Annotated in this window: 22 protein-coding genes and 2 pseudogenes; 22 read left to right on the top strand and 2 right to left on the bottom strand. The window is 41.9% G+C overall.

The window, feature by feature from the left end; translation table 11 throughout:
* The first annotated feature begins 166 nt into the window (after nucleotides 1-166).
* Nucleotides 167-508: a P-II family nitrogen regulator gene (locus tag ACHOLT_RS00290; protein WP_425804869.1), complete on the top strand. Its 342-nt coding sequence runs from the start codon at nucleotides 167-169 to the stop codon at nucleotides 506-508.
* A gap of 190 nt (nucleotides 509-698) precedes the next feature.
* On the top strand, nucleotides 699-1958 hold the full coding sequence (locus tag ACHOLT_RS00285; protein ID WP_425804866.1) for an ammonium transporter: 1260 nt from the start codon (nucleotides 699-701) through the stop codon (nucleotides 1956-1958).
* Between the two features lie 7 nt (nucleotides 1959-1965).
* On the opposite strand, the gene ACHOLT_RS00280 is transcribed toward ACHOLT_RS00285, so the two are convergent.
* Complete coding sequence (locus tag ACHOLT_RS00280; RefSeq protein WP_425804863.1) at nucleotides 1966-2304, bottom strand: P-II family nitrogen regulator; 339 nt, start codon at nucleotides 2302-2304, stop codon at nucleotides 1966-1968.
* Nucleotides 2305-2689: 385 nt separating this feature from the next.
* Between ACHOLT_RS00280 and ACHOLT_RS00275 the strand changes: the two genes are divergently transcribed.
* The 3 genes from ACHOLT_RS00275 to lepB all read left to right on the top strand — a co-directional run bounded on the left by ACHOLT_RS00275 (nucleotide 2690) and on the right by lepB (nucleotide 5285).
* Entirely contained in the window at nucleotides 2690-3559 is an 870-nt protein-coding gene (locus ACHOLT_RS00275) for an RsiV family protein (RefSeq protein ID WP_425804860.1), read from the top strand.
* A 108-nt stretch (nucleotides 3560-3667) separates the two neighbouring features.
* Nucleotides 3668-4564, top strand: coding sequence for a DUF3658 domain-containing protein (locus ACHOLT_RS00270; RefSeq protein WP_425804857.1), 897 nt, complete (start codon nucleotides 3668-3670; stop codon nucleotides 4562-4564).
* Between the two features lie 184 nt (nucleotides 4565-4748).
* Nucleotides 4749-5285, top strand: a complete 537-nt coding sequence (gene lepB, locus ACHOLT_RS00265) for a signal peptidase I (protein WP_425804855.1) — start codon at nucleotides 4749-4751, stop codon at nucleotides 5283-5285.
* 51 nt (nucleotides 5286-5336) lie between these two features.
* On the opposite strand, the pseudogene ACHOLT_RS00260 reads toward lepB, so the two are convergent.
* Nucleotides 5337-5808, bottom strand: a pseudogene (locus tag ACHOLT_RS00260) (IS91 family transposase); the annotation flags it as partial.
* A 107-nt stretch (nucleotides 5809-5915) separates the two neighbouring features.
* On the opposite strand from ACHOLT_RS00260, the gene ACHOLT_RS00255 reads away from it, so the two are divergent.
* The 17 genes and pseudogenes from ACHOLT_RS00255 (at nucleotide 5916) to ACHOLT_RS00175 (ending at nucleotide 23600) form a co-directional block, all read left to right on the top strand.
* On the top strand, nucleotides 5916-6413 hold the full coding sequence (locus ACHOLT_RS00255) for a GNAT family N-acetyltransferase (protein ID WP_425804852.1): 498 nt from the start codon (nucleotides 5916-5918) through the stop codon (nucleotides 6411-6413).
* 21 nt (nucleotides 6414-6434) lie between these two features.
* Nucleotides 6435-7072: pseudogene (locus ACHOLT_RS00250) on the top strand (DUF2238 domain-containing protein).
* A 170-nt stretch (nucleotides 7073-7242) separates the two neighbouring features.
* Nucleotides 7243-8763 (top strand): PucR family transcriptional regulator ligand-binding domain-containing protein, encoded by a 1521-nt coding sequence (locus tag ACHOLT_RS00245; RefSeq protein WP_425804849.1) that lies wholly within the window; start codon nucleotides 7243-7245, stop codon nucleotides 8761-8763.
* 145 nt (nucleotides 8764-8908) lie between these two features.
* Nucleotides 8909-9937 (top strand): ABC transporter permease, encoded by a 1029-nt coding sequence (locus ACHOLT_RS00240; RefSeq protein WP_425804846.1) that lies wholly within the window; start codon nucleotides 8909-8911, stop codon nucleotides 9935-9937.
* An 18-nt stretch (nucleotides 9938-9955) separates the two neighbouring features.
* A complete protein-coding gene (locus tag ACHOLT_RS00235; RefSeq protein WP_425804843.1) occupies nucleotides 9956-10846 on the top strand; it encodes an ABC transporter permease in 891 nt (296 codons plus the stop codon).
* A gap of 39 nt (nucleotides 10847-10885) precedes the next feature.
* Nucleotides 10886-12454: an ABC transporter substrate-binding protein gene (locus ACHOLT_RS00230; RefSeq protein ID WP_425804840.1), complete on the top strand. Its 1569-nt coding sequence runs from the start codon at nucleotides 10886-10888 to the stop codon at nucleotides 12452-12454.
* A 103-nt stretch (nucleotides 12455-12557) separates the two neighbouring features.
* On the top strand, nucleotides 12558-13814 hold the full coding sequence (locus tag ACHOLT_RS00225; protein ID WP_425804837.1) for a M20 family metallopeptidase: 1257 nt from the start codon (nucleotides 12558-12560) through the stop codon (nucleotides 13812-13814).
* A gap of 62 nt (nucleotides 13815-13876) precedes the next feature.
* Nucleotides 13877-14854, top strand: coding sequence for an ABC transporter ATP-binding protein (locus ACHOLT_RS00220; protein WP_425804835.1), 978 nt, complete (start codon nucleotides 13877-13879; stop codon nucleotides 14852-14854).
* The gene (locus ACHOLT_RS00215) at nucleotides 14851-15813 is read left to right on the top strand and encodes an ABC transporter ATP-binding protein (protein ID WP_425804832.1); all 963 of its coding nucleotides are present in this window, start codon (nucleotides 14851-14853) and stop codon (nucleotides 15811-15813) included. Before ACHOLT_RS00220 ends, ACHOLT_RS00215 begins: the two co-directional genes overlap by 4 nt.
* Before the next feature lie 42 nt (nucleotides 15814-15855).
* Entirely contained in the window at nucleotides 15856-16791 is a 936-nt protein-coding gene (locus ACHOLT_RS00210; RefSeq protein ID WP_425804829.1) for a DUF1177 domain-containing protein, read from the top strand.
* Between the two features lie 87 nt (nucleotides 16792-16878).
* The gene (locus ACHOLT_RS00205; RefSeq protein ID WP_425804826.1) at nucleotides 16879-17556 is read left to right on the top strand and encodes an aspartate/glutamate racemase family protein; all 678 of its coding nucleotides are present in this window, start codon (nucleotides 16879-16881) and stop codon (nucleotides 17554-17556) included.
* Nucleotides 17557-17625: 69 nt separating this feature from the next.
* On the top strand, nucleotides 17626-18699 hold the full coding sequence (locus ACHOLT_RS00200) for a DUF917 domain-containing protein (protein ID WP_425804823.1): 1074 nt from the start codon (nucleotides 17626-17628) through the stop codon (nucleotides 18697-18699).
* Between the two features lie 139 nt (nucleotides 18700-18838).
* Nucleotides 18839-19513, top strand: coding sequence for an AroM family protein (locus ACHOLT_RS00195; protein ID WP_425804820.1), 675 nt, complete (start codon nucleotides 18839-18841; stop codon nucleotides 19511-19513).
* 14 nt (nucleotides 19514-19527) lie between these two features.
* Complete coding sequence (locus tag ACHOLT_RS00190) at nucleotides 19528-20472, top strand: aminopeptidase (RefSeq protein WP_425804817.1); 945 nt, start codon at nucleotides 19528-19530, stop codon at nucleotides 20470-20472.
* A 583-nt stretch (nucleotides 20473-21055) separates the two neighbouring features.
* Nucleotides 21056-21631, top strand: a complete 576-nt coding sequence (locus tag ACHOLT_RS00185; RefSeq protein ID WP_425804815.1) for a hypothetical protein — start codon at nucleotides 21056-21058, stop codon at nucleotides 21629-21631.
* Nucleotides 21632-21896: 265 nt separating this feature from the next.
* The gene (locus tag ACHOLT_RS00180) at nucleotides 21897-22502 is read left to right on the top strand and encodes a hypothetical protein (RefSeq protein WP_425804813.1); all 606 of its coding nucleotides are present in this window, start codon (nucleotides 21897-21899) and stop codon (nucleotides 22500-22502) included.
* A gap of 270 nt (nucleotides 22503-22772) precedes the next feature.
* A complete protein-coding gene (locus tag ACHOLT_RS00175) occupies nucleotides 22773-23600 on the top strand; it encodes an aminopeptidase (RefSeq protein ID WP_425804811.1) in 828 nt (275 codons plus the stop codon).
* Nucleotides 23601-23755 lie beyond the last annotated feature (155 nt).

Genomic DNA, 23755 nt, shown 5'->3' with positions numbered 1-23755 from the left:
AGGAGGTTATTCAGATGAAAATAATTGATGCCTTAATCCTAAGCGAAAGCTTAATCATCCTAACCGGGTTGGGCTGTGTCGGTTTCATTCTTATAACATCAATGATGGAGATAGCTCATTCTTTTTAAGCTGGATTTTATTTCGAAAGTGAAAGGAGATTAGACCAATGAAAAAAATTGCGGCTATTCTTCGGCCGAATAAATTTGAGAAAATTAAAGAAACATTAGCAAGTGAAGGATTCACTCAAATGACTTTAAGCAAAGTCCTGGGTTATGGCCGTCAGCAGGGACAGACCTATTACTATCGAGGAGAAAAAGCAGTTATTAAATTCCGCCCGAAAGTTAAGCTCGAATTAATTGTGAATGACGAAAAAGTTAATAAAGTTACTGAAATTATTGTGAAGGTTTGTAATACCGGTTTGTTGGGTGATGGGAAGATATTCATCTATCCCGTGACAGAAGTTGTTCTTCCTGAGAAAAATGAAATGACGAGAGAAAGAGCCATTTAGTCCAAAAGGGGTCTTTCTCTTTTCATTTCATGTATACAATAAAATATATGGACACGCTTTTTTTCAAGTGCTATAATCAGTCCATAGTGATTGAGAGCAAAGAGGCTCTAAGAAAGCATTGTGCTTTTTTAGAGCCTCTTTTTATTTTTTGGCATCCTGTGACAAAACTCTCAAATGTAGGAGGAATATTATGGCGCTGAACAGTGGAGATATTGCTTTCGTACTGATGTGTACAGCACTTGTCTTCTTAATGACACCAGGACTCGCCTTTTTCTATGGAGGTATGGTTCGTAAACGTCACGTTCTATCGATTATGATGCAAAGCTTTGCTGCAATTGGTGTAGTAACTGTGATTTGGACATTGTTCGGTTATTCGCTGGCCTTTGGCCCGGATCATGGTCATCTTATCGGTGGTTTAGATTGGTTTGCGTTAAAGGGAGTAGGCCTCGATCCTAATCCGGATTATGCACCGACTGTTCCGCATCTGTTATTTTTCCTATTTCAAATGATGTTTGCAATTATTACTCCTGCCGTACTTAGCGGAGCGACAGCAGAACGTCTGCGTTTTCCCGCTTTTCTGCTCTTATGTGCATTCTGGACGGTTTTAGTCTATGTTCCGTTAGCCCATTGGGTTTGGGGCAATGGCGGTTGGCTTCGCAATCTTGGCCTGATGGATTATGCCGGAGGAGCCGTTGTTGAAATGGCTTCCGGAGTTTCAGGACTTGTTGCAGCCCTTGTTATCGGGAAACGATTAAGAAGTAAAGATGACTTAGCAATTCCTCATCATATGCCAAATGTTCTTTTGGGCGGAGGACTGCTATGGTTCGGTTGGTTTGGATTTAACGCCGGCGGAGCAATGGGAGCTAATGCCGTAGCTGTACTTGCCTTTGCAACGACACAGATTGCCGGCGCAACCGGAATGATTGGATGGGCTCTGTTAGAGTGGTTTTATCATCGTAAAGTTACTGTATTTGGTGCCGTCAGTGGCGCTGTTGCCGGGCTTGTTGCGATTACACCCGCCGCAGGCTTCGTTTCTCCAGCCAGTGCGCTGCTGATCGGTTTTGTCGCCGGCGGAATTTGTTATTTAGGCGTCAGTGTCTTAAAAACAAAGTTGGGTTATGACGATGCGCTCGATGTATTCGGGATCCATGGTATCGCCGGAACATGGGGTACTCTGGCAACAGGAATTTTTGCGGATTTTGCTCTTAATTCCCAAGGAAGAAATGGTTTAATCAATGGCGGAGGAATGCAGCCTGTCTTAGTTCAATTTTTAGCCGTCGTTACAACTTACGCATTTACGGGGTTGCTGACTTGGCTGATTTTAAAGGGCATCGCCCTCATTACACCGCTGACTGCTTCAGAGGAAGAGCAAGAAAATGGCTTGGATTTAACTCAACACGGAGAAAATGCTTATCCTGACTTTGATTTCAGCGAGAATTACTTCATGTAAATATGAATTATAGACCGTTTTCTCCTCTTTCGTTGGTTCGAATACGAATTGCCTCTTCAACAGAAGATACGAATATTTTACCGTCGCCGACTTCACCGGTTTTCGCAAACTGAATGATAGTTTTAATAAGGTCGTCTGCTTTTTCATCTGTTGTTACGATTTCAAGCTTTATTTTGGGTAAGAGCCGTGTTTGGATCTCCTGCCCACGGTAAATTTGGGTATAACCTTTTTGGTTGCCGCACCCAAGAACATTGTTAATAGTGATTCCGTAAATGCCTAACTCGGCCAAGGCATCTTTAACCTCGTCGAGTTTTCCGGGGCGAATAATGGCTTCTATTTTTTTCATAGTTCACTCTCCTCGGAGTTAATATCTATTATTATACATTAATTCGTTAAGTTGAGTATTACTAAATTTAATAGGGATAGAGTGGTATAGTGTTGAAGAGAGAATCCTGTATATTATTAAGGATTCTCTTTATTTATACTGTCAGTACCACTGAAAGATGAAATCAATTTCCTTGCGGCGATAGTACATTTTTAGTGGATACTCAAAAGGATTTTGGTAGTAGATGTAGAATAGTAAAAAATGGTAATAGGGGTACTAAGAGGTACTAAAATGTCAATTTTAATAAATATTCGGGAATCTAATGGTTATGCGATACCGTACGCAATTAGGGTTTTAAGAATTAAGAATTTAAATTTAGGGGTGGAGAGGAATTAGGATGAACCTGATGAAAAAGCATTTATGCCTTTTTCTTGTTGCGTTGCTGCCTATTGCTAATGCGGTGGGTTGTAGTAGTGCTGCTACAACAGACACAAAGCCAGCCGATAAAGTATCTAATGTTACCTCTGCGAAGTCAGAACACAATAAAGCTGAATCAAATGAGTCAGCTCCTCAAGAATTAGATCAGAAAACAACTCAATCCACGCTATCCATTGAAAAGAGAATGGTTAGAAAAAGCATTCTCAATGATTATAACGCAACCATTGATTATAATTTTAGTTTTGTCCAGTTATCTGGGACGTATAAAGGAATTGATAATATTAACAAATATTATTCTTTAAAAGAAAAGACTGATTTCTTCGGTAAAGAATATAACGATTATTTTAACATTCCTAATTCGTCTAAAGATAATTATTTTTTTAAAGCTGATTTTCGTGCGGAAGCACAAATCGGAGACATTCTTTCTATATCAGGCGACGGTGACTCTTGGGCAGGAGGGGTTTCTAATCCGATACTTTATGGCGATGTATTTGATTTGAACACAGGAGAAAAACTTACTTTGGATGACGTTTTTAAGGTCAGATCTGATGAGTATCTAGAACTTATTTATAATAAGATAACCGAAAATATTAACAAAGAAATAGCTGAGGGAAATAATCGATATAATTTCAATGATGCTTACAGCGAAGATTGCCAAACTGAAATTAAGAAGGAGTTCAAACCTGATAATTTTTATCTAACAGATAAGTTTCTTGTCATTTTTTATCCAAAATACTCACTGGGGGCCGGTGCTGCCGGAACCTTTAAATACGAAATACCATTAGATTTGATAAAGGAAAAATTAAAAATAGAAACTTCGAAAGTTCGCTTGTTCTGAGACTCTTGAAAAATAGCAGAACTACTTGGAATTGTAGGGCTGGTGAGTAAACATTGTTTATGCGCGGGTTTTTGGAGAATAGCTTTTAGCATAGATGAGGAGGACTTTATGATTGAACTCGTTTTTGGTGAAAGCCCGGTTGGCGGTTTAAAACTGGCAAAATCAATGAAACTGGGAGATCGTATAAGCGGTGCGGTCGGCATTTTTGGTGACACCCAGAAAGAACAGCGTGAAGCAAGGATGGCACGTAACTGGTCCGGTATAACCATGGGAGGCAGTCCGATGGATGTGGAGGCGGTGACACTTGCTTTGGATATCGGCGACATTTCGGATATAGATACCAGCATAAACGCGCGCCGAAAGCTGCTTGACGAGCTGTTTACAGATTTCCTCGGAGTGCCTGACAGAATAGCGGAAACCAATAAGCGTGCCTTGGCACGGCTTCAGGAAGTGAAAGCAACGCTAGAACCTGTCCGTATGTGGGTCTGTGCCGGAAATCCGGGGGAACTGTGCGGGTTGTATTTTGTGTGTTGGTTGCTGGTCGATGCCCTAACACCTCTTTCCGTTGTGCGTGTACCGGAGCAAATTGAGAAAGATAACGGTATTATCAGTTATCGCCATACAGGAGAAATAATCCCAGAAGCATTCGGTGCTTACACTGCCTATGAGGAGCCTATAAACAAATTGCGGCGCAGCGTCTATGCGAATACCTGGATCGGCTTGGTACATGAAAATGCTCCGCTGCGTGCTGTAATCAACGGAAGCCTCATAGGTGTACCCAAAGATTTTTATGATTTTGCGTTGCGGGCTAACATGCCAGATGGAGAATTCAAGGTTGCCCAGCTGATTGGTAAAACATTGGGTCAAATTCCGGGTGTCGGTGACCGGTGGTTATTCCTACGGATAAAGGCAATGCTGCGATCAGGGGAATTAATTACGGTTTCAGCGGCAACAGAAGATCATCCTTATTCAGAAGTTGTAAAACGAAACAAAGTGAATTTATGATTTCCTTTATTCATTATTCGTAGTTATTTCAAGAGACGGTCTAAAAGGGCCGCCCGACTTTACATAACAGAGTATTGCCGATGCTTTGTATAGAATGAATGTGGTTGGGATGCGTCGGCAATACTCAAGGCGTTATGTGACACTTCTGGATTTGGGAAATTTTGAAAGTTAGTGAGAGGATATTATGTTTGATAAAAAAATGAATCTGATGAAAATCACTGAGGCATTAAAAATTGTTGTATTTGCATTTATTTTTTCATTTGGTCTAAGAGCTACAGTGGTCGATGCAAGAGTCGTGCCAACACCATCAATGCTACCGACAATTCAAGTTGAAGATCGACTGTTAGTTGATAAGATATCTTACAAATTTACGGATATTAATAGGGGAGATGTTGTTGTATTTCAAGCTCCATCGAATGTAGATAAAAGAAGAGTTGATTACGTTAAAAGGGTCATTGGGCTTCCAGGCGAGAAGATTGAGATTAGGGATGGAAAAGCCTTTATTAACGGAAGCGAATTAAATGAACCGTATATAATGGAAGAACCGAATTATACATATGGACCAATAATTGTTCCAAAAGAGACGTATTTTGTAATGGGCGATAATCGAAACAATAGTAACGACAGTCATTATTGGGGTGTATTATCCAAGAAGAACATCGAGGGGAAGGTATTAATACGATATTGGCCCTTAGACCATTTTGGGAAGCTCGCAGATTAAATTTTGAGCAGGATTTGGAGCAGTTTTAATAAATATTAAGTTTGAAAACCATTATGGAATCGCGGACAAATACTCAGGAAAAAGAGAAACGAAATGAGAGCCCCCACAGTTGCGACAGGTTTTGGAGTATTGACAAGGGGGAGGTTCTAAAGGCTGGGTTCGGGTAAGCAACTGACATTTCAAAAGCTTCGTTCCGATATTGCGGCTGCAAAGAATCCCATAATGCCGGATTTTTACGAATCGATCTGGAAGAACATGAAGAAGAAACCGTCGAGCAAACTCTGACGCACTCAGCGTCATGACTTTAGACTTATTTCCATCCTTATAATCCTTCCATCCAAAGCTCACCGTTTCACCATCAAAGGTCTTAATTCTGGAATTGGTAATCGCGATTCTGTGAGTGTATCTTCCCTAGATACTTCATCACATGAGCCGGAGATTTAAGCGGCTTCTTACAAAAGACAACCCAATCCTTAGCATATAAATAATCCATGAGAGTAAGAAAGTTTTCTTTATTGGAAAGATAAATTTTGACCCCAAGTATGGAGAATATTTGAGCAGAAGAATTTCGCTAAAGGCCGCGCCTTCCTGGCGCGGAAAATGCTTGGGAAGTATTATGGAGGAATAAAGATGGAAATAAGAAAAGCAACGATTGAAGATGTTAAAGATATTAGTCGTATTTATGCTTTAAGCTGGAAATTTGCATATAAAGGGATAATTCCCCAAGCCTACTTAGATGAGTTAGACGAGGATCATTGGGAATCAGCATTTGTAGATTGGATAAAAGATAATGTTCTAACTGCACAGATTCTATTTGAAAATAGTGAGCCAATTGGCTGTGTTGCATATGGAAAATCTAGAGATAAGTTATTACCAGATTGCGGAGAAATTGTTTCACTTTATTTGTTGCCGGAATATTTCGGTAAAGGATATGGTAATAAGCTGTTAGATTCTGCATTATCAGATTTAAAAGAATTCGGTTATGAAAGGATCTACTTATGGGTACTAAAGGATAATCAACGTGCAAGGCGCTTCTACGAAAAGAATGGGATGCAATGTAACAATGATGAATATGTTTTAGAAATTATGGGGAAGCAACTTATTGATGTACGATATGTTGATTTTTAACAGTTGTTCCAAATGAGGATTATGGTGAGCAATAGGTTAAAACGAAAGAAAGTGGAATCATTACATACAGGCTTCTTATTAATTATCTCCGGTGTACTGATTTGGTCCGTTATCAACCCAAAGGATTTGTTTACGTGGTTTTTAGAAGTTCTTCCTGCGCTCATTGGGCTAGGTGTACTAATCCTAACATATAACCGATTTAGATTGACTAATTTAGTTATTTTTTAATATTAGTTCACGCGATCATACTAATAGTTGGTGGACACTACACATATGCAGAAATGCCGATATTTAATTGGATAAGAGATTCCTTTCATCTTGCTAGAAACTATTATGACAGATTGGGGCATTTGGCCCAAGGGTTTATACCCGCCGTTATTGTAAGGGAAATATTATTGCGGAAATCAGTGTTGAAACGAGGTAAAATGTTATCTTTCATTATCATAAGCGTCTGTTTAGCCATTAGTGCATTATATGAATTGATTGAATGGGGCGTGGCAGAGGCTACTGGTAGTGCAGCTGATGCATTTTTAGGTACTCAAGGCGATGTTTGGGATACACAATGGGACATGTTTATGGCGCTTCTAGGAACAATAATATCATTAGTATCAATGAGTAATCTGCATGACAAGTTCTTAAGAAAGTTAGGAACTGCCTGAACGTTATCTGAAACCGCTTGTTACGCTATTCTTGGGCTATTCGGCAAGCCCTAATAATACATTTCCAAAAGAAATTGATGATTAGAGCTTAGAAAAGCTTGAAGCAGATACTGTTCTGTCCAAAATTGACGGAAGTTTATGTTAAAATAAAGTGAAAAGGGGGTTCGTCGGTGAAGAGTATTCAAAAGCATCACGGCGTAACGGTTAAGGATATATTACGACTCCCAATTCTCAAAAATGCTAAATTATTGGGCGGAATCGAAGGCTTAAATCGAAGTGTTCGTTCCATTGATATTATGGAGATACCGGAAATTAAACCTTGGCTTAGAGAAGGGGAAATTCTTCTTACGACAACATACTCTATTCGCAATGAGCCTAATCTCTTACCTAAATTGGTTGAGGATTTAGCTCAGGCTGGAGCAGCCGCTTTGGCTTTTAAGCCAGAACGGTTTATCCACCAAATTCCAGAAGAGATGATTGAGGTGAGTAATCGCTATCAATTACCTGTAATTGCGATTCCCGCCGAGATTCCTTCAATTGATATCACGCATTCCGTTATGGAACTGGTACTGAATTGGCGAACGGCACTTCTCAGTCGGGCAGAAGAGATTGGAACGAAATTGACGACCATGGTTCTGGAAAATCAAGGACTTCAGGCCCTGGTTGAAAATGTATCTAAATTATTAGATGCACCGGTTTCTGTTTTGGATAATAAGGGATGTGTGATTGCTCAATCTCCTGAAGCAAAAATATTGGATATTGGCAGTGGCATGAAATGGAATATTGCGGTCGACAAGCAGATTGCGGGCAAACTCATTGTGCATAAAGACTCTTTAGATGCGATGGAACAGGTTTGCGTTGACCAAGCCAGAGTCGTTTTTTCGCTCGAACTGATGCGTAAAAAAACAGCGGAGGAAACGGAAATAAGGCTGAGAGGAAACTTTATTGATGAACTCCTTTCAGATTTACCGCCTTCTGAGCTTGAGGTCAAGAAAAAGGGGCGGCAGTTAGATTTTGATGCGGATAAATACTGGGAAATCGGTATTATTGAAGGTTTTGATTCTAAGCTTGATGAAGCCATTCTTTCTGATTTGCGCGCCTTATTAATGAGTGAGGGCAAGAGAAAGAATTTGCGACCGCATATTGAAGCAAGGGGAACGCAAATTCTTCTATTTTTGCCTTCAGAAGAAACGGAAAGCACGCTTTGGCTGGATATTCTTAAGTTATGGATTGATCATCATCTTGGGGAGGATAAGGCACGAATTCGGGTAGGAATAGGGAACAAATATTTCCTTTGGAACATGTATAAGAGTTATCGAGAGGCGAGGAAGGCATTAGAAATTGGCCGAAAAATATACTCGCAGTATTCACATATTCAGTATGAAAATATTGAGATTTACGAGATTATTGCCGACGCAGCGGAGAATAAGGAGCTTTCAAATTTATTTCAAAAGAAATTAGGGAAACTTTTGCTTTATGATCAAGAAACACGGAGTGAACTTTTAAAAACACTCTTCATTTATCTTGAACAAGGTAAAAATATGCAGGAAACCGCGAAACGGCTATTTATTCATCGCAATTCTGTTAAATATCGGCTGGAGCGCATTGAAGAAATTGCCCAGCTCGATCTCAGCTCGGCACAGCAGTGCTTTATCTATCATCTTTGTTTAACTTGGTATTTGCTGAGATAAATATATACGTCGATAGAAAGGGGTATACTTAAAAAGGGTCATTTGTGCATTTAACATAAATGATCCTTTCTTTTTTTGTAATACAGAACGTGGTTGTATACAAACTGTTCAGATACAATAACATTATATATTTACGGGTAGAAAGTTGAAAGGGCTGAATCGCTTGATCAGGTATGTTTTAAAGCGCCTACTCTATGCTATTCCTGGGGTGTTGGGCATTATATTGATTACGTTTATTTTGTCTCGTGTCTTGCCGGGAGATCCTGCTGTGATGATAGCAGGTGAGCAAGCACCGCCTGACGTGATCGAAAACATTCGAATCTCAATGGGCTTGAAGGATCCGCTTTATTTGCAGTTTTTTCATTATATTCAACAGCTGGGAAGAGGGAATTTAGGTACGGCTTGGCATACGGGGCATTTGGTTGCTCAGGATTTTGCGACACGGTTTCCTGCAACCCTTGAATTAACCTTAGTCAGCATGTTTATTGCGGTTTGCTTTGCGATTCCGGTGGGTGTGATTTCAGCGACCCGAAAAAATTCAGCAGTAGATCATGTTTCTCGTGTTTTATCTTTGATCGGCGCAGCAATTCCGATTTTTTGGCTGGGTTTGGTTTTGATCTATATCTTTTATGCTAAATTAGGTTGGAGTCCGGCACCGATGGGAAGGATTGGACAAGATATCAACCCACCTACACATCTTACAGGATTGTATATTCTCGATAGTCTGCTTTCTGGAGATATGGTGGCTCTGAAACAATCGATCAGTCATATTATTCTCCCAGCAATCTGCTTATCGACGGGAACGATAGCGATTGTCGCGCGGATGGTTCGCTCCAGCATGCTTGAGGTTATCGGGTTGGATTATGTTAGAACTGCTCGGGCCAAAGGCCTTCCTGAGAGAATTGTCATTTATAAACACGCTTTGGTCAATGCTTTGATTCCAACCTTGACAATCTTAGGACTGCAGTTTGGATACCTTATCGGCGGAGCCGTTATTACAGAAACGATTTTTTCGTGGCCTGGGGTCGGAAGCTATATTACCGAATCGATATTGGCAACAGATTATGCTCCAATTCAGGGATTTACACTTGTCAGCGCAATAATTTATATGTTGATCAATTTAAGTGTCGATCTGATTTACGGGCTGATTGATCCGAGAATCCGTTATGAATAGTTCTAAGTGAGGGATCATATGTTGAGCATCGCTGAAAATTCATCTTCAATAAACAATTCTGCGTCTAAACCCAATTCCTTTTTTAGACTTCTCCTCAAAAACCGTCTTGCCGTAATAGGTTTATTTTTCATTTTGCTCTGGACCCTTGTTGCACTATTTGCTCCTATCGTTGCTCCCTATAGCCCAATTGCGACAAATACGGCGATTAAGCTCCAGGCTCCAAGTGTGGCACACTGGATGGGTACAGACAACTTTGGCCGGGACATCATCAGCCGAGTGATCTATGGTGCAAGAATTTCTTTATGGACAGGGCTAATTGGAGTCGGAATTTCCTGCTGCATCGGAATTCCTCTAGGCGGGATTGCGGGGTACTATGGCGGTAAATTGGGAAACGTCATCATGCGTGTGATGGATACCCTTTTAGCCTTTCCTTCCTTGATTTTAGCGATGGCCATTGCGGCTTCGATTGGACCTGGTTTAATCAGTGCCATGATTGCGGTCGGAATTGTCGGAATTCCGGAGTTCGCACGTCTGATGTTCGGACAGACCGTTTCGCTTCGCGAAAAGGAATTTGTTGAGGCCGGCCGGGCAATTGGGGTGAAAGACAGTGTCATTCTTCGAAAGCATATTTTCCCGAATGCACTTGCTCCTTTACTTGTTCGAGCAACCTTGGGTTTAGGATTTGCCATTCTTACTGCTGCAAGTCTCAGCTTCTTGGGACTTGGCGTAAAGCCGCCTACGGCTGAGTGGGGAGCGATGATTTCCGAAGGCCGGGAATACATTATTTCAGGACAATGGTGGATCGTTACTTTTCCTGGATTAGCGATTGCTACCTCAATTTTAGGGTTTAATTTGCTGGGGGACGGTTTACGGGATGTTCTTGATCCCCGGATTCGTACCGGTAAATAGAATCAATAATAAAAAACATACTTTGAATGGGGGATAGTTATGAAGAAAACAAAATGGTTGGCTGTTGTTCTAGCGTCAGCGATGCTTATAACTGCGGCAGGCTGCGGCACCAATGCGAATCAAGCCAATAACGCAGCGGGTGCAGCCGGAAAAGAAATCGTGCTTGCTTATTCCGATGGAGGCCAAACAATGGACCCAGCCGAGGCCAATGACTTAACGTCAGATACGCTTGTTGTGGCAGCTTATGACCAGTTAATCACGTATGGTGTAAAAAATGTGAATGGCGCAGATATTGCAAATACTGAAGAACTTAAGCCGATGCTGGCTAAGGAATGGAAAGTGTCTGATGACCAAAAGACGTATACGTTTACATTGCAAGACAATGCCAAATTCCAAAGCGGCAACCCCGTTAATGCACAAGCCGTTGTTTGGTCTTTAGACCACGTTAAGAATTCCAAGTCGGGTTCTTTCCTTTATGGAATGGCTGAGATCGAATCCTGCACAGCGAAAGATGACAAAACCGTTGAAATTAAACTCAGTCAACCGAATCATAACTTTTTACAAATCATAGCGATGTATAACTTCTCTATTATTGACCCTGCCGTCGTCAAAGACAAAGGAGCAGATTACCTGAAAAACAATGCGGCTGGATCGGGCCCTTACAAGGTAGAAAAATGGGACCCGGCGACAGAAGCCGTCTTTACAGCAAACCCGAATTATTGGCAGGGAGCTGCAAAAATTAGTAAAGTGACGACGAAATTTATTAAGGAACCTTCAAACCGTGTGACTCTCCTTGACAAAGGAGATGCCGATATGGCGATTGAAATCCCGACTCAAAATGTTGCCGACTTAAAGAAAAATGCTAATTTAATCGTACGTTCCGATGCAAGTAACCGTATTCTCTACCTCGCATTTAACACGAAAGTTAAACCCTTTGATAATCCAAAAGTACGTCAAGCGATTTCGTATGCTATCCCTTATGACAAATTAGTTCATGATGTCATGTATGATCAAGCAAAACAAATGAAGAGTGCAGTAGCCAGCAATACTCCAGGCTTCACCGATGCAGGTTTTGTTTATAAATACGACTTAGATAAAGCAAAACAGCTGCTAAAAGAAGCCGGCTATGAAAATGGATTTAGCTTTGACTTCACCTTGGGTTCCGGATTCCAGGATTGGCAGGATGATGCAGTACTCATTCAAGCTGAATTGGCGAAAATCGGAGTTAAGATGAACATCCAAAACATGGCTCGTGCACAATTCTTAGAGGCCCAAAAAACCCATAATCTCACGGCTTATATATCCAAATGGACTTCTTTCGTCAATGACCCGGGTTATCATTTAGGCTTCCTGCTCTACAGCAAAGGTTCGTCCAACTATGGCAACTACCAAAATGCTCAGGTGGATAAGCTCTGGGAACAAGCGAATGTCGAACCGGATCAAGCAAAGCGCAACGAGTTATATAAACAGGCACAACAAATCATTACAACGGATGCACCTTGGGTTTATCTATATGAGTACAACCGGGTTGTAGGGATGAGCAAAAACCTGAAGGGTTATATCTTCTACCCTGATGAAATTATCCGCTTCTATTCGTTATCGAAGTAAGGCATACTCGATGATTACCCCCGGTTCCGAAGACCGGGGGTAATTTTAAGAATTATGGTTTACATTCATGGGGAAATGAATCAGTTTTAGAGGTGTTTTTTTGATGAAAGATTGGAAAGAACTTGTTCTCGAAGAGATCGATAAAAATCAGGAAGAGTTGATTCAACTCTGTTCAAAGCTTTTACAGTTTACCAATGAGAATCCACCGGGAGATTCGCGTCCCATCAGTCAGTTTATCATGAACTACTTGAAGGAATCGGGAATCAGCACAACTGTACATCCGGGGAATGAAACGATGTTAAATTTGGTTTCCACACTCGGGAATCCAGGAGATAAGCATCTTCTATATTGCGGTCACACCGATGTCGTACCTGCAGGCGATTTATCCCGATGGGAAATACCTCCTTTCAGCGGACTCATCAAGGACGGATATATCAATGGCCGGGGAGCCAGTGATATGAAAGGCGGCGTTGCCGGACTTCTCTTTACAGTAGCTTTATTTGCCCGCTTAGGGATTCCGCTTGCCGGTCAACTTTCCCTGCTGCTTGTAGCGGATGAGGAAACGGGAGGAGAGTTTGGCGTACCCTGGGTTCTTGATCAAGGGTTAATAACAGGCACAGCCGCGCTGATTGCCGAGCCTTCTTCGCGTTTGAATCCCACGATCGGACAGAAGGGAAGCTGTTGGTTTGAGTTTACCGTCAAAGGGGTTCCAGGACATGGCAGTCTGTCTCCTTTAAATGGAGATAGTGCCATTGTTAAGGCCTGTAAGGGAATTCAGGCTCTCCAAAAGCTTTGGGAGCTGAAACCGAATATCCCTGAAGAGGAACAGAGAATTATTGATATCACCCAAAAATATATTCGGGAAAGAGAGCCCAAAGATTTAAGTGATATCATCGATCATGTTTCTGTCAACATTGGGACGATTCAAGGCGGGACCAAAGTTAATATGGTTGCTGATGGCTGCACTGTACAGGTGGACTCACGGGTTCCTTTCGGGTTGGATTATACTGAGGTTTTAGCTGAAGCAAACCGTTTATTGCGTGAAGCAGGCATTGAGACCGAAGCTAAACCGTTTGGTTTTTATGGAAATGCAAATTGGACCTCGGATAAAGATGAGATCGTTGATCTTGTGGTTAAGAATATTGCTAAGGTAACTCAAGAAGATGCTTATGGAGTCTTACAATGGGCCTCAAGTGATGCGCGTTATTTCCGTATGCATGGCATTCCGGTTTTACAATATGGACCTGCTGAATTGTCAGGAATTCATTCCTTTAATGAACGCGTACCGATTCAAAATTTGATTGAGTCCGCCAAAGTTTATGCTTTAACTGCTCTTGAATATCTGGGAACGACTAAATAACCTTTGCAAAACCAGAAAATTCCGTGCGACTGTCAGAAAATAAGCAGGAAAGGGGATTCAATATGGAGCCGCTATTGAAGGTCTTAGATTTAAAAACTGAATTTCAGACCCCAGTTGGAGTGGTAAGGGCCGTCGATGGTATTAATCTAACCCTTTATCCTGGTGAAACGCTGGGAATCGTCGGTGAATCTGGCTGTGGAAAAAGTGTAACCTCGCTTTCCATCATGGGGCTTTTACCCAAGGGGCAAAGCCGAGTTTCTGCTCAAGAAATCAAATTTAACGGAAAAAATGTGTTGGCCATGACAGAGACTCAGATGCAGCAAATCCGCGGCAATCAAATGGCAATGATTTTTCAGGAGCCGATGACCTCATTAAATCCTGTGTTTAAAATTGGAAATCAGATTGCGGAAGCACTCCAATTTCATCTAAAACTGAACAAAACGGAAGCATGGAAGAAGGCCGTAGAGCTTTTACGACTTGTCGGAATTCCCAGACCGGAGGCAATTGCTAAAGAATATCCCCACGAGCTATCGGGCGGGATGCGGCAACGGGTGATGATTGCTATGGCTATGGCCTGTAATCCGAGTGTCTTGATTGCAGACGAGCCGACGACTGCATTGGATGTTACAATTCAGGCTCAGATTCTTAACCTCATGCGTAAGCTTCAAGCGGAAAAAGGGACGGCGATCTTGCTCATTACCCATGACCTTGGGGTAGTCGCTGAAATGTGTAAAAGGGTTGTTGTTATGTACGCAGGCCAGATTGTCGAAGAGGCAGAGGTCAAAGAATTATTTAACCATCCAAAACATCCCTATACAAAAGGACTGTTGGCTTCTTTGCCTCGGCTTGACGGCGGCCAGGAGAGGCTGGAATCGATTCCAGGTCAAGTGCCTAACCCGTTGAATATGCCCAAAGGATGTCGTTTCGCTCCGCGCTGTGCTATTAAGATGGATCGCTGTGAGCAGATCAAACCTGAACTGGCCGATTTAGGCCATCAACACTATTGCCGATGTCTGCTTTGTCAGGAGGAAGATTCATGAGTGCATTATTGGAAGTAACTCAATTAAAAAAATATTTTCCGATTCGCAAAGGCATATTGGGCAAACAGGTTGGGGCGGTCAAAGCCGTTGATGGGGTTAGTTTTAATATTAAAAAGGGAGAAACCTTAGGAATTGTCGGCGAATCCGGCTGCGGGAAATCGACGACAGGTCGGGCTATTCTACGCTTAATAGAGCCGACTGAGGGTGAAATTCTTTTTAACGGGACGGATATACGCAGCTTAAAACCAGAGGAACTCCGGCGTTTTCGAACCCATATGCAGATTGTATTCCAAGATCCGTTTGCTTCATTGGATCCCAAATGGACCATCCAAAAGATTTTGGAAGAGCCGATACGGACTCATATGAAACTTCCGGAAGCTGAAGTGAAAAACAAAGTGGCGAATCTGCTGGAGGTTGTCGGGCTTTCCAGCTATCATGCCCAACGCTATCCTCATGAATTTTCAGGGGGACAGCGTCAGAGGATTGGAATTGCCAGAGCTCTAACCCTTAATCCGGAGTTTATCGTCTGTGATGAACCCGTATCTGCACTTGACGTTTCAATCCAATCTCAGGTGCTTAATCTTATGAGGGACCTTCAGGATCAATTTTCTCTCACCTATATGTTTATCTCCCATGATCTATCGGTTGTTCAGTTTATTAGTACTCAAGTCGGGGTTATGTATTTGGGGAGAATGGTTGAGTTAGCCTCAACGAAGGAACTTTTCAGAGAACCTCTTCATCCTTATACAAAGGCACTTATGTCAGCGGTTCCGGTTCCCGATCCGGACGCTCCCAAAAATCAGATTGTTTTAAGCGGGGATGTTCCCAATCCTTCAAGTCCGCCGCCGGGATGTACCTTTCATACTCGGTGTCCCATGGCGAAAGAAATCTGCCGGTGTGAAGCACCCGTGTGGAGAGAAGTATTCCCTGAGCACTTTTTGGCCTGCCATTTATATTAAAACGAATAAAATGCAGATATTAAAATTTGAGGAGAATTGCCAATGTTAGTGAAACAGTTGATGGAGATTTATGAACTCGTTGATCGCGCAGATGCCAACGGAAATGGGGTTAAGGAATTTTTAGAGAAGCAGTATAATGCAAAAGATGTTGCCGTCAAGAAAATTACGGGTGCTCAGGGAAGCACGGATTTTATCCGTGTTCGCATAGCAGGAAAAAAAGGTAAGGTCAGCGGTGGCAATGCCCCGACCTTAGGTATCTTGGGAAGACTGGGCGGACTTGGGGCCCGGCCCGAGATTATCGGCATGGTATCGGATGGAGACGGAGCTTTGGTCGCTCTGGCTGTAGCTGCCAAATTGCTGGATATGCAGCAAAAAGGAGACTGTTTGGAGGGCGATGTCGTTGTAAGTACGCATATTTGCGCTGATGCTCCCACTCAGCCTCATTTTCCGGTTCCCTTTATGGGCTCTCCTGTGGAAATATCCGAAGTTAATCAGGAAGAAGTCGATGGTGAATTAGATGCCATTCTTTCCTGTGATACGACGAAAGGCAATAAGATTATCAATACCCGCGGATTTGCGATTTCGCCGACCGTCAAGGATGGCTATATCTTGAAAGTCAGTGATGATCTTCTTAATCTCATGCAAACGACTACCGGACGGCTGCCCTTTGTATTTGCGTTATCGACTCAAGATATTACGCCGTATGGCAATGATTTATATCATCTCAATAGCATTCTTCAACCTGCAACAGCGACGGCAGCGCCTGTAGTCGGCGTAGCCATAACGACCGAAGCACCTGTTTCGGGATCAGCTTCCGGAGCAAGTCATTTAATGGATATGGAAGAAGCCGGCAGATACATGCTGGAGGTTGCAAAATACTTTGGAAGAGGCCAATGTCACTTTTATGATCAAGAAGAATATGAAAAAATCGTGGCCAAATATGGCTCAATGAATCACCTGCAAACTTTGGGAAGATAAACGTCTTTTTCGAAGAGGTGTAAACGATTTTGCAGCAAAGGCTAGGCTTATATAACAATAAGACCTAGCCCTTTTTTACGATTAAATATGACGAATAAAGGGGTGGGAATATTGAATCCGCATTTTAAGATAGGTCTTATTCGCGTGGTCACGTTGAGTGACGAACAGATGCTCAATCTTCATGGACAGCTCATTGAGCACTATTTTCCGGAATTACAGGTTGAATCGAGATGTATTGATGCTCAGCCGACAGGCATTCATGATGAGCAAACGGAACAGCTTGCGGTACCGAAGATCATAAAGCTTGCGAAGGAATGGCAGGGCCTTGATGCTATCGTAGTCAGCTGTGCCAATGATCCGGCGGTTAAGGAGCTGAGAGAAGAGCTGAGTATTCCCGTAATCGGGGCAGGTGAATCAACGGCCCTGCTGGCAACACGTTATGGGCAAACCTTTGGTGTTCTTGGCATAACTGAAGAAATACCGCGGGGCTATCGTAAAACCTTTGGAGATAGAATTGTCGGAAATTGTTTGCCTGAGGGGATTCATTCAACTTTGGATCTGCCGACTACGGAGGGGAAAAAGAGCGTAACGGCTAAAGCGTTGGAATTAAAGGAGCTAGGGGCAGAAGTAATTGCCCTGGCCTGTACGGGAATGTCAACCATAGGAATTGCTAAAGAACTTGAACAGGTTTGTCACATTCCTGTTATTGATCCGGTAATGGCCGAGGGACTCATGACCTATTTTGAATGCTTAAGAAAAGAATGATATTGACTTCAGTCACTTATTTAATTTATATCGATGAAAGAGATTGAGTCGACTTGGAGGTGATTCGATTTGGCACGAGTCAAGTTGAATGAGGAAGTTCTAAATTATGCGGTGTTAGGCGGGACGATTCTTGGCGGAGGCGGAGGAGGACCGAGAGAATCCGGGATGACTGCAGGCAAGATTGCCGTTGAATATGGTTCCCCCAAGCTCGTAGATATTGCGGATATAGCAGATGATCAGGTTATCCTTACGGCTTCGGCTGTCGGTGCACCAGCGGCACTGGATAAATATGTCACACCACGGGATTACGTCAGAACAGTTCAGATTTTTGAACAAAATACGGGTATTAAAGTAGGCGGAATCATTACCAATGAAAACGGGGGCAACGCCACCGTGAATGGCTGGATTCAAGCGGCCGTCTTAGATATCCCCCTCATCGATGCGCCCTGCAATGGACGGGCTCATCCTACCGGAACAATGGGAAGCATGAGTCTGCAAAAGCTCGAAGGCTATGTCGCGGCGCAGGCTGCCGTCGGGGGAAATCCTGAGTTGGGCAATTATATCGAGAGCTTTTTTCAAGGAAGCATCGAAAATACCGGAAAAATGGTAAGACAAACGGCTGTTATCGCCGGCGGTTTAGTAGCGGTAGCCAGGAATCCGATTCAAGCCGGGTATATCAGGAAAAATGGCGCTGTCGGAGGGGTGACTCATGCTATAGAAACCGGACGGGCCTTCTCAAAAGGGCTTAAACGATCGGCAAAGGATGCAATCCTAGCTGCAACTGAGTTTCTTCAAGGCAGTATTGTTGTTGAAGGTAAAGTTGATAAATTGACGCTGGTAACGGCAGGTGGCTTTGATGTAGGAACGGTAGAGGTTAACGGATATGAACTAACGTTCTGGAATGAGTTTATGACATTGGAGAAGAACGGTGAACGACTTGCAACGTTCCCTGATCTGATGATGACTTTTGACAAGGTCAGCGGAATACCGGTAACGAGTGCGAAAATCGAGCAAGGCCAAGACGTCGTTGTTATTAAAACCGATAAGGCAAACCTTAAGCTGGGCAGTGGGATGCGCGATCAGAAGCTTATGGCGGAAATCGAGCCGATTATTCATAAAGAAGTTCTTAAATATATTTTCTAAAGCGGCTAGGGTGTGAAACAGCAGGACCTAGCCCTTTTTGAGATTCATCGATTTGTGTGGAAGGGTAAGATCGACCCAGCTTGAAGTTTTATAGGACTGAAGAATCAATGGAAATATAATTAAGGAAGGGGTAAAGAATATGAAGAAAAAAATTGGGGCTATCACCATAGGACAATCGCCCCGCGTTGATGTTACCGGAGAGATGAAAGATATCCTAGGTAAAAACATTGAAATTCTTGAAGCAGGCGCTTTAGATGGTATAAGTAAGGAAGAAATTACTCAATTCGTTCCTCAAGAGGGAGATTTTGTTCTCGTTTCAAGATTAAGAGACGGATCAAGCGTGAAGTTTGGAGAACGCTATATTCTGCCCCGTTTGCAAGAATGTGTAACGCGGTTAGAGAACGAAGGGGCAGAAGTAATTGTTTTCATCTGCACAGGAAAGTTTCCGGCGACTTTTCAATCCTCAAAAATATTGCTCTACCCATATACGATTCTGCATGCAGTTGTGCCCAGGCTTTCCTGGCGCAGTCACATTGGCGTGATCAATCCGGACTCGGATCAAGTCAAACAATGTATAGAAACCTGGGGTAAAGATGTCGAAACCGTAGAAGCTGTAACGGGTTCACCTTATGGAGATTTCCAAGAGGTCCTTGATGCAGCCCAAGCGTTAAAAGAGAAAGACGTTGATGTGATTGTCATGGATTGCATCGGTTATACCGTTAAAATGAAACAAGCTGTTCAGGAGATTACAGGAAAGCCGGTTATTTTGGCAAGGACCTTGCTGGCTAGGGTTATTCGAGAAATGTTAGATTAGAAGAGGTGGCTTTAATGTCGTTGAAAAAAGGGTGTCAGGTTGTCTTAAGAGGCTGTTTGGCAGTTAAAGAAAATGAAAAGGTTTTAGTGGTTACGGATGATTTGAAATTGAACATAGGTCAAGCACTTTATGAAGAGGCAAAGGAGATGGGTGCTGAGGCGATGCTCATGGTCATGAAGGCCAGAAAAGTGAGTGGCGAAGAACCGCCTGAACCGGTTGCTAAGGCTATGGCGGAAGCAGATGTGGTTATCTGTCCTACCGTCGCTTCTTTAACGCATACCAATGCCCGCATCAATGCGGTTAAGCGTGGTGCGCGGGTTGCGACCATGCCCGGCATCACGGAAGAGATGTTCGCAGAAGGAGCGATCACAGCGGATTACCAAGAAGTCGAAGAACTTACTCTCAAATTGACAGAATTACTGACGAAGGCTGGGACAGCTAAGATTGTTAAAAACGGCTGTACGTTGACGATGAGTCTTAAGGGACGAAACGGAATTGCCAGTACCGGTGTTTATAAAAAACCTGGGGCTTCAGGGAATTTGCCTTCAGGCGAAGCCTACATCGCACCACTTGAAGGCACAGCCTCCGGAGAGATCGTCATTGACGGGAGTATGGTTGGCGTAGGAAAGCTTTCCAAACCCTTGCATGCTGTGATCTCTGAGGGTAAATTAGTGAAGCTTACAGGTGAGGATGCCGATAAACTGAATGTTCTCTTTGCCAATGATCAGAATGGCAGTGTAGGAGAGCTGGGAATCGGCACAAACAGAAATGCCAGATTGTGCGGGATCATTTTAGAAGACGAAAAGGTCTACGGAACGATTCATGTTGCCTTTGGGACGAATACATCCTTCGGCGGAACAGTCAAAGCGAACTGTCACCTTGATGGGATCGTTCTTAAACCTGACCTTTATCTGGATGATAAATTAGTGATTGAACAAGGTGTTTTTGTTGATATTTGATTTTGCTGATGGAATATAAAACTAAAAAGGCGCTCAAGATAAGCCGGTTGATAACCCGTTAAAGGGGTATCAATCGGCTTATTTTATTTATTCTTTTTTACTTGCTCAAAGGTCTGTTATACGACACAAGATTTTGGAAAAGTAGCGAACTGTATAGTAAAATCAGAACACCCTTTAGTATAAAAAAATTGGTTCAATACGAAATGTTATAACAACTCAAGTCTTTTGGTTTAAGAACTCCTCCTTTTACGCTTACTCATTATATAAGGCTTAAGCTCAAAAGTAGTTGCTGTCAATTTTTAATAACCATGCTAAACGGATTCCGTGCCTATAAGAATCTTACATTTTCTTATGTTTTTACTAATATTCATTCTATTAAACAGGACAATTTTTTATATAATTAAGCATTATTTTATCGAATCTAAAGATTTCTTAAGATATTAGCAAGATTATTTTAAAAATCCATTGACATATTACGACAGACAATTTGAAAAATTAGGTTTAAAATCAAGATAAGTAAATAAGGAGAATTCTTACTAGATTTCTTTAAATTTACATATAAATTTGGAAAGGAGTTTTTGAAATGAAAAAAGTTCTTCTAATGGTCATTTTGGCTATGTCACTTCTATTAGTATCAAGTCCGGTAATGGCATCAACAGCAATAACCTACGATGGAATTTATCGAGGGAATGCAGTTCCTAATTATTGTATGTTTTATGGAGCTAATAATTGGTCACTACCAGCTTACTTTGATTTGACAAACAATAGTTCTATTCCCAATGGAGCAACAATAGTACAAACGGATGTATATTGGTCTCAACATTATCAATATACCGATATGGTAGTAGGTTTTTTCAATTCATCTTCTCCTAATGGTTATAGAATTTATTCTGGTGCAGATGTTCCTGGATTTACTGGTCAACTTGTTAAACAAAAATGGCAAGTTCAAGCTTATGCTAAATATTCAGGTTATATAGACGGTATAAATATAGTCTTGTTTTGGAAAAATCCAGCAGGAACGTCTGGAGTAACAATAGTAACACCTGACGGTTCTTCTAGTACACAAGTAATTCAAGATGAAACACCCAATACAACTGCATCAGCTGAAATAAGTAACGCAATAACTGCACCAACTGCTCCTGCATCAATTGATAAGTGATCCAATAGTGGGAGACATTTACGAAACTCTGCCTATATGAAAGGCCTAAGGTAATAATCAAGTGGTAGCTCCTTGTCCAATTTAAGACATAGGGGCTACCACTAATACATACTTCATTATCGGATCAAATATACCTTATTTTAGGCAAGTCTAAATCCTTAAATCACATAAGGAGGAGAATGTTTACAAATTTCATCAAGAAATATGTACTGTATTACGATATAATTTAGTAGATGTATTTATCTTAATGAGGAAGGTGTTATTATTGAAAATTAATTCTCTTTCTTCTCAGGTATTAACCCCAAACAAAATCAATTATTCAAATTCAAACGATTTTGCAATTAAATCTAGTGATACTAGTAATACACAAGATTCGTCTTTGTTATCAAAAATGAAACAGCTTGTTTCTAGCAATGCCCCAAAGGCAGCTGACTCTCAAACGAACAGTATCAATATTAAACCAGGTGAAATAAAAAATATTGGAAGTGTCGATGGTTATCCATTAAACATAAGTATTGATGCTGACGGTATGGTTTCAACTAGTTTTGCACCAATGCTTAGGAGTGACGAATCTGGTAATAGTCCTACAAATATGTTGGCTTCGGAAATATATAATAGCCATTCAATTGCTCAACAAGAAAAAGCAGCTTCAATTGCTAATAGGTTTAATCTCCTCTATTCAGTTGCAAATGGCTCTATGTCTGTTAACCAATACAATGAAACGGGCTTGGGATCAACGTCAGAATTATTAACCTCACTCGGTATTGATGTATCAAAATCATTCTCATTCAATGGAAAGAGTTTCTCACTAGATGGTCAAGGTAATCTTCATGCTTTACTGCTAGCTAGTCAGTTAAATAGCGCACAATGACGGAAGCCATAATGATGCTCTGTACTATGTTCATCTTGTGCTGAAGAAGAAACTCTATACTTACCATAAAAAAGATATTTATGAAATTTATGTATACTGTGTTATTTTATAAACCCTCTAGGCAAGCGGGATCTTTTCGAGTATAATTTGCTCATACTATTCAAAAGAGATTTATTCACTTTTGTTACAGAATGTGGCAATGGCGCCGTATGAAAGTCTGGTCTTTCCAGAGTTTTGTACGGTGTTTTTTATTACCAATTTCCAATAAGCGTGTTGCAAAAAGAGATGGGTGCTGAGGCGATGCTCATGGTCATGAAGGCCAGAAAAGTGAGTGGCGAAGAACCGCCTGAACCGGTTGCTAAGGCTATGGCGGAAGCAGATGTGGTTATCTGTCCTACCGTCGCTTCTTTAACGCATACCAATGCCCGCATCAATGCGGTTAAGCGTGGTGCGCGGGTTGCGACCATGCCCGGCATCACGGAAGAGATGTTCGCAGAAGGAGCGATCACAGCGGATTACCAAGAAGTCGAAGAACTTACTCTCAAATTGACAGAATTACTGACGAAGGCTGAGACAGCTAAGATTGTTAAAAACGGCTGTACGTTGACGATGAGTCTTAAGGGACGAAACGGAATTGCCAGTACCGGTGTTTATAAAAAACCTGGGGCTTCAGGGAATTTGCCTTCAGGCGAAGCCTACATCGCACCACTTGAAGGCACAGCCTCCGGAGAGATCGTCATTGACGGGAGTATGGTTGGCGTAGGAAAGCTTTCCAAACCCTTGCATGCTGTGATCTCAGAAGGAAAGTTGGTGAAGCTTGTAGGAGAGGATGCCGATAAATTGAGCGTTCTCTTTGCCAATGATCAGAATGGCAGTGTAGGTGAGCTGGGGATTGGCACAAACAGAAACGCCAGATTGTGCGGGATCATTTTAGAAGACGAAAAGGTCTACGGAACGATTCATGTTGCCTTTGGTACAAATACATCCTTCGGCGGAACAGTGAAAGCGAACTGTCACCTTGATGGAATTGTTCTTAAACCCGATCTTTATCTGGATGATAAATTAGTACTTAAACAAGGTGTTTTTGTTAATATCTAAACTTTATATGTGTTATACTATGTTACTCCAACCTGTAATTTAAGGAGTTCTATTTTGGCGTTGAAAACAAAATTGGCATAACCTTTAGTATAAAATCAGCAGATTTTTAACATCTGCTGATTTTTGCTTAAGTCCGTTTTTATAAGGATTAGTAT

Source organism: Desulfitobacterium nosdiversum (assembly GCF_049860565.1).
Lineage (GTDB): Bacteria > Bacillota > Desulfitobacteriia > Desulfitobacteriales > Desulfitobacteriaceae > Desulfitobacterium_A > Desulfitobacterium_A nosdiversum.
The sequence above is the reverse complement of the archived record's forward strand: the minus strand, read 5'-3'. Positions and strand labels throughout refer to the sequence as shown.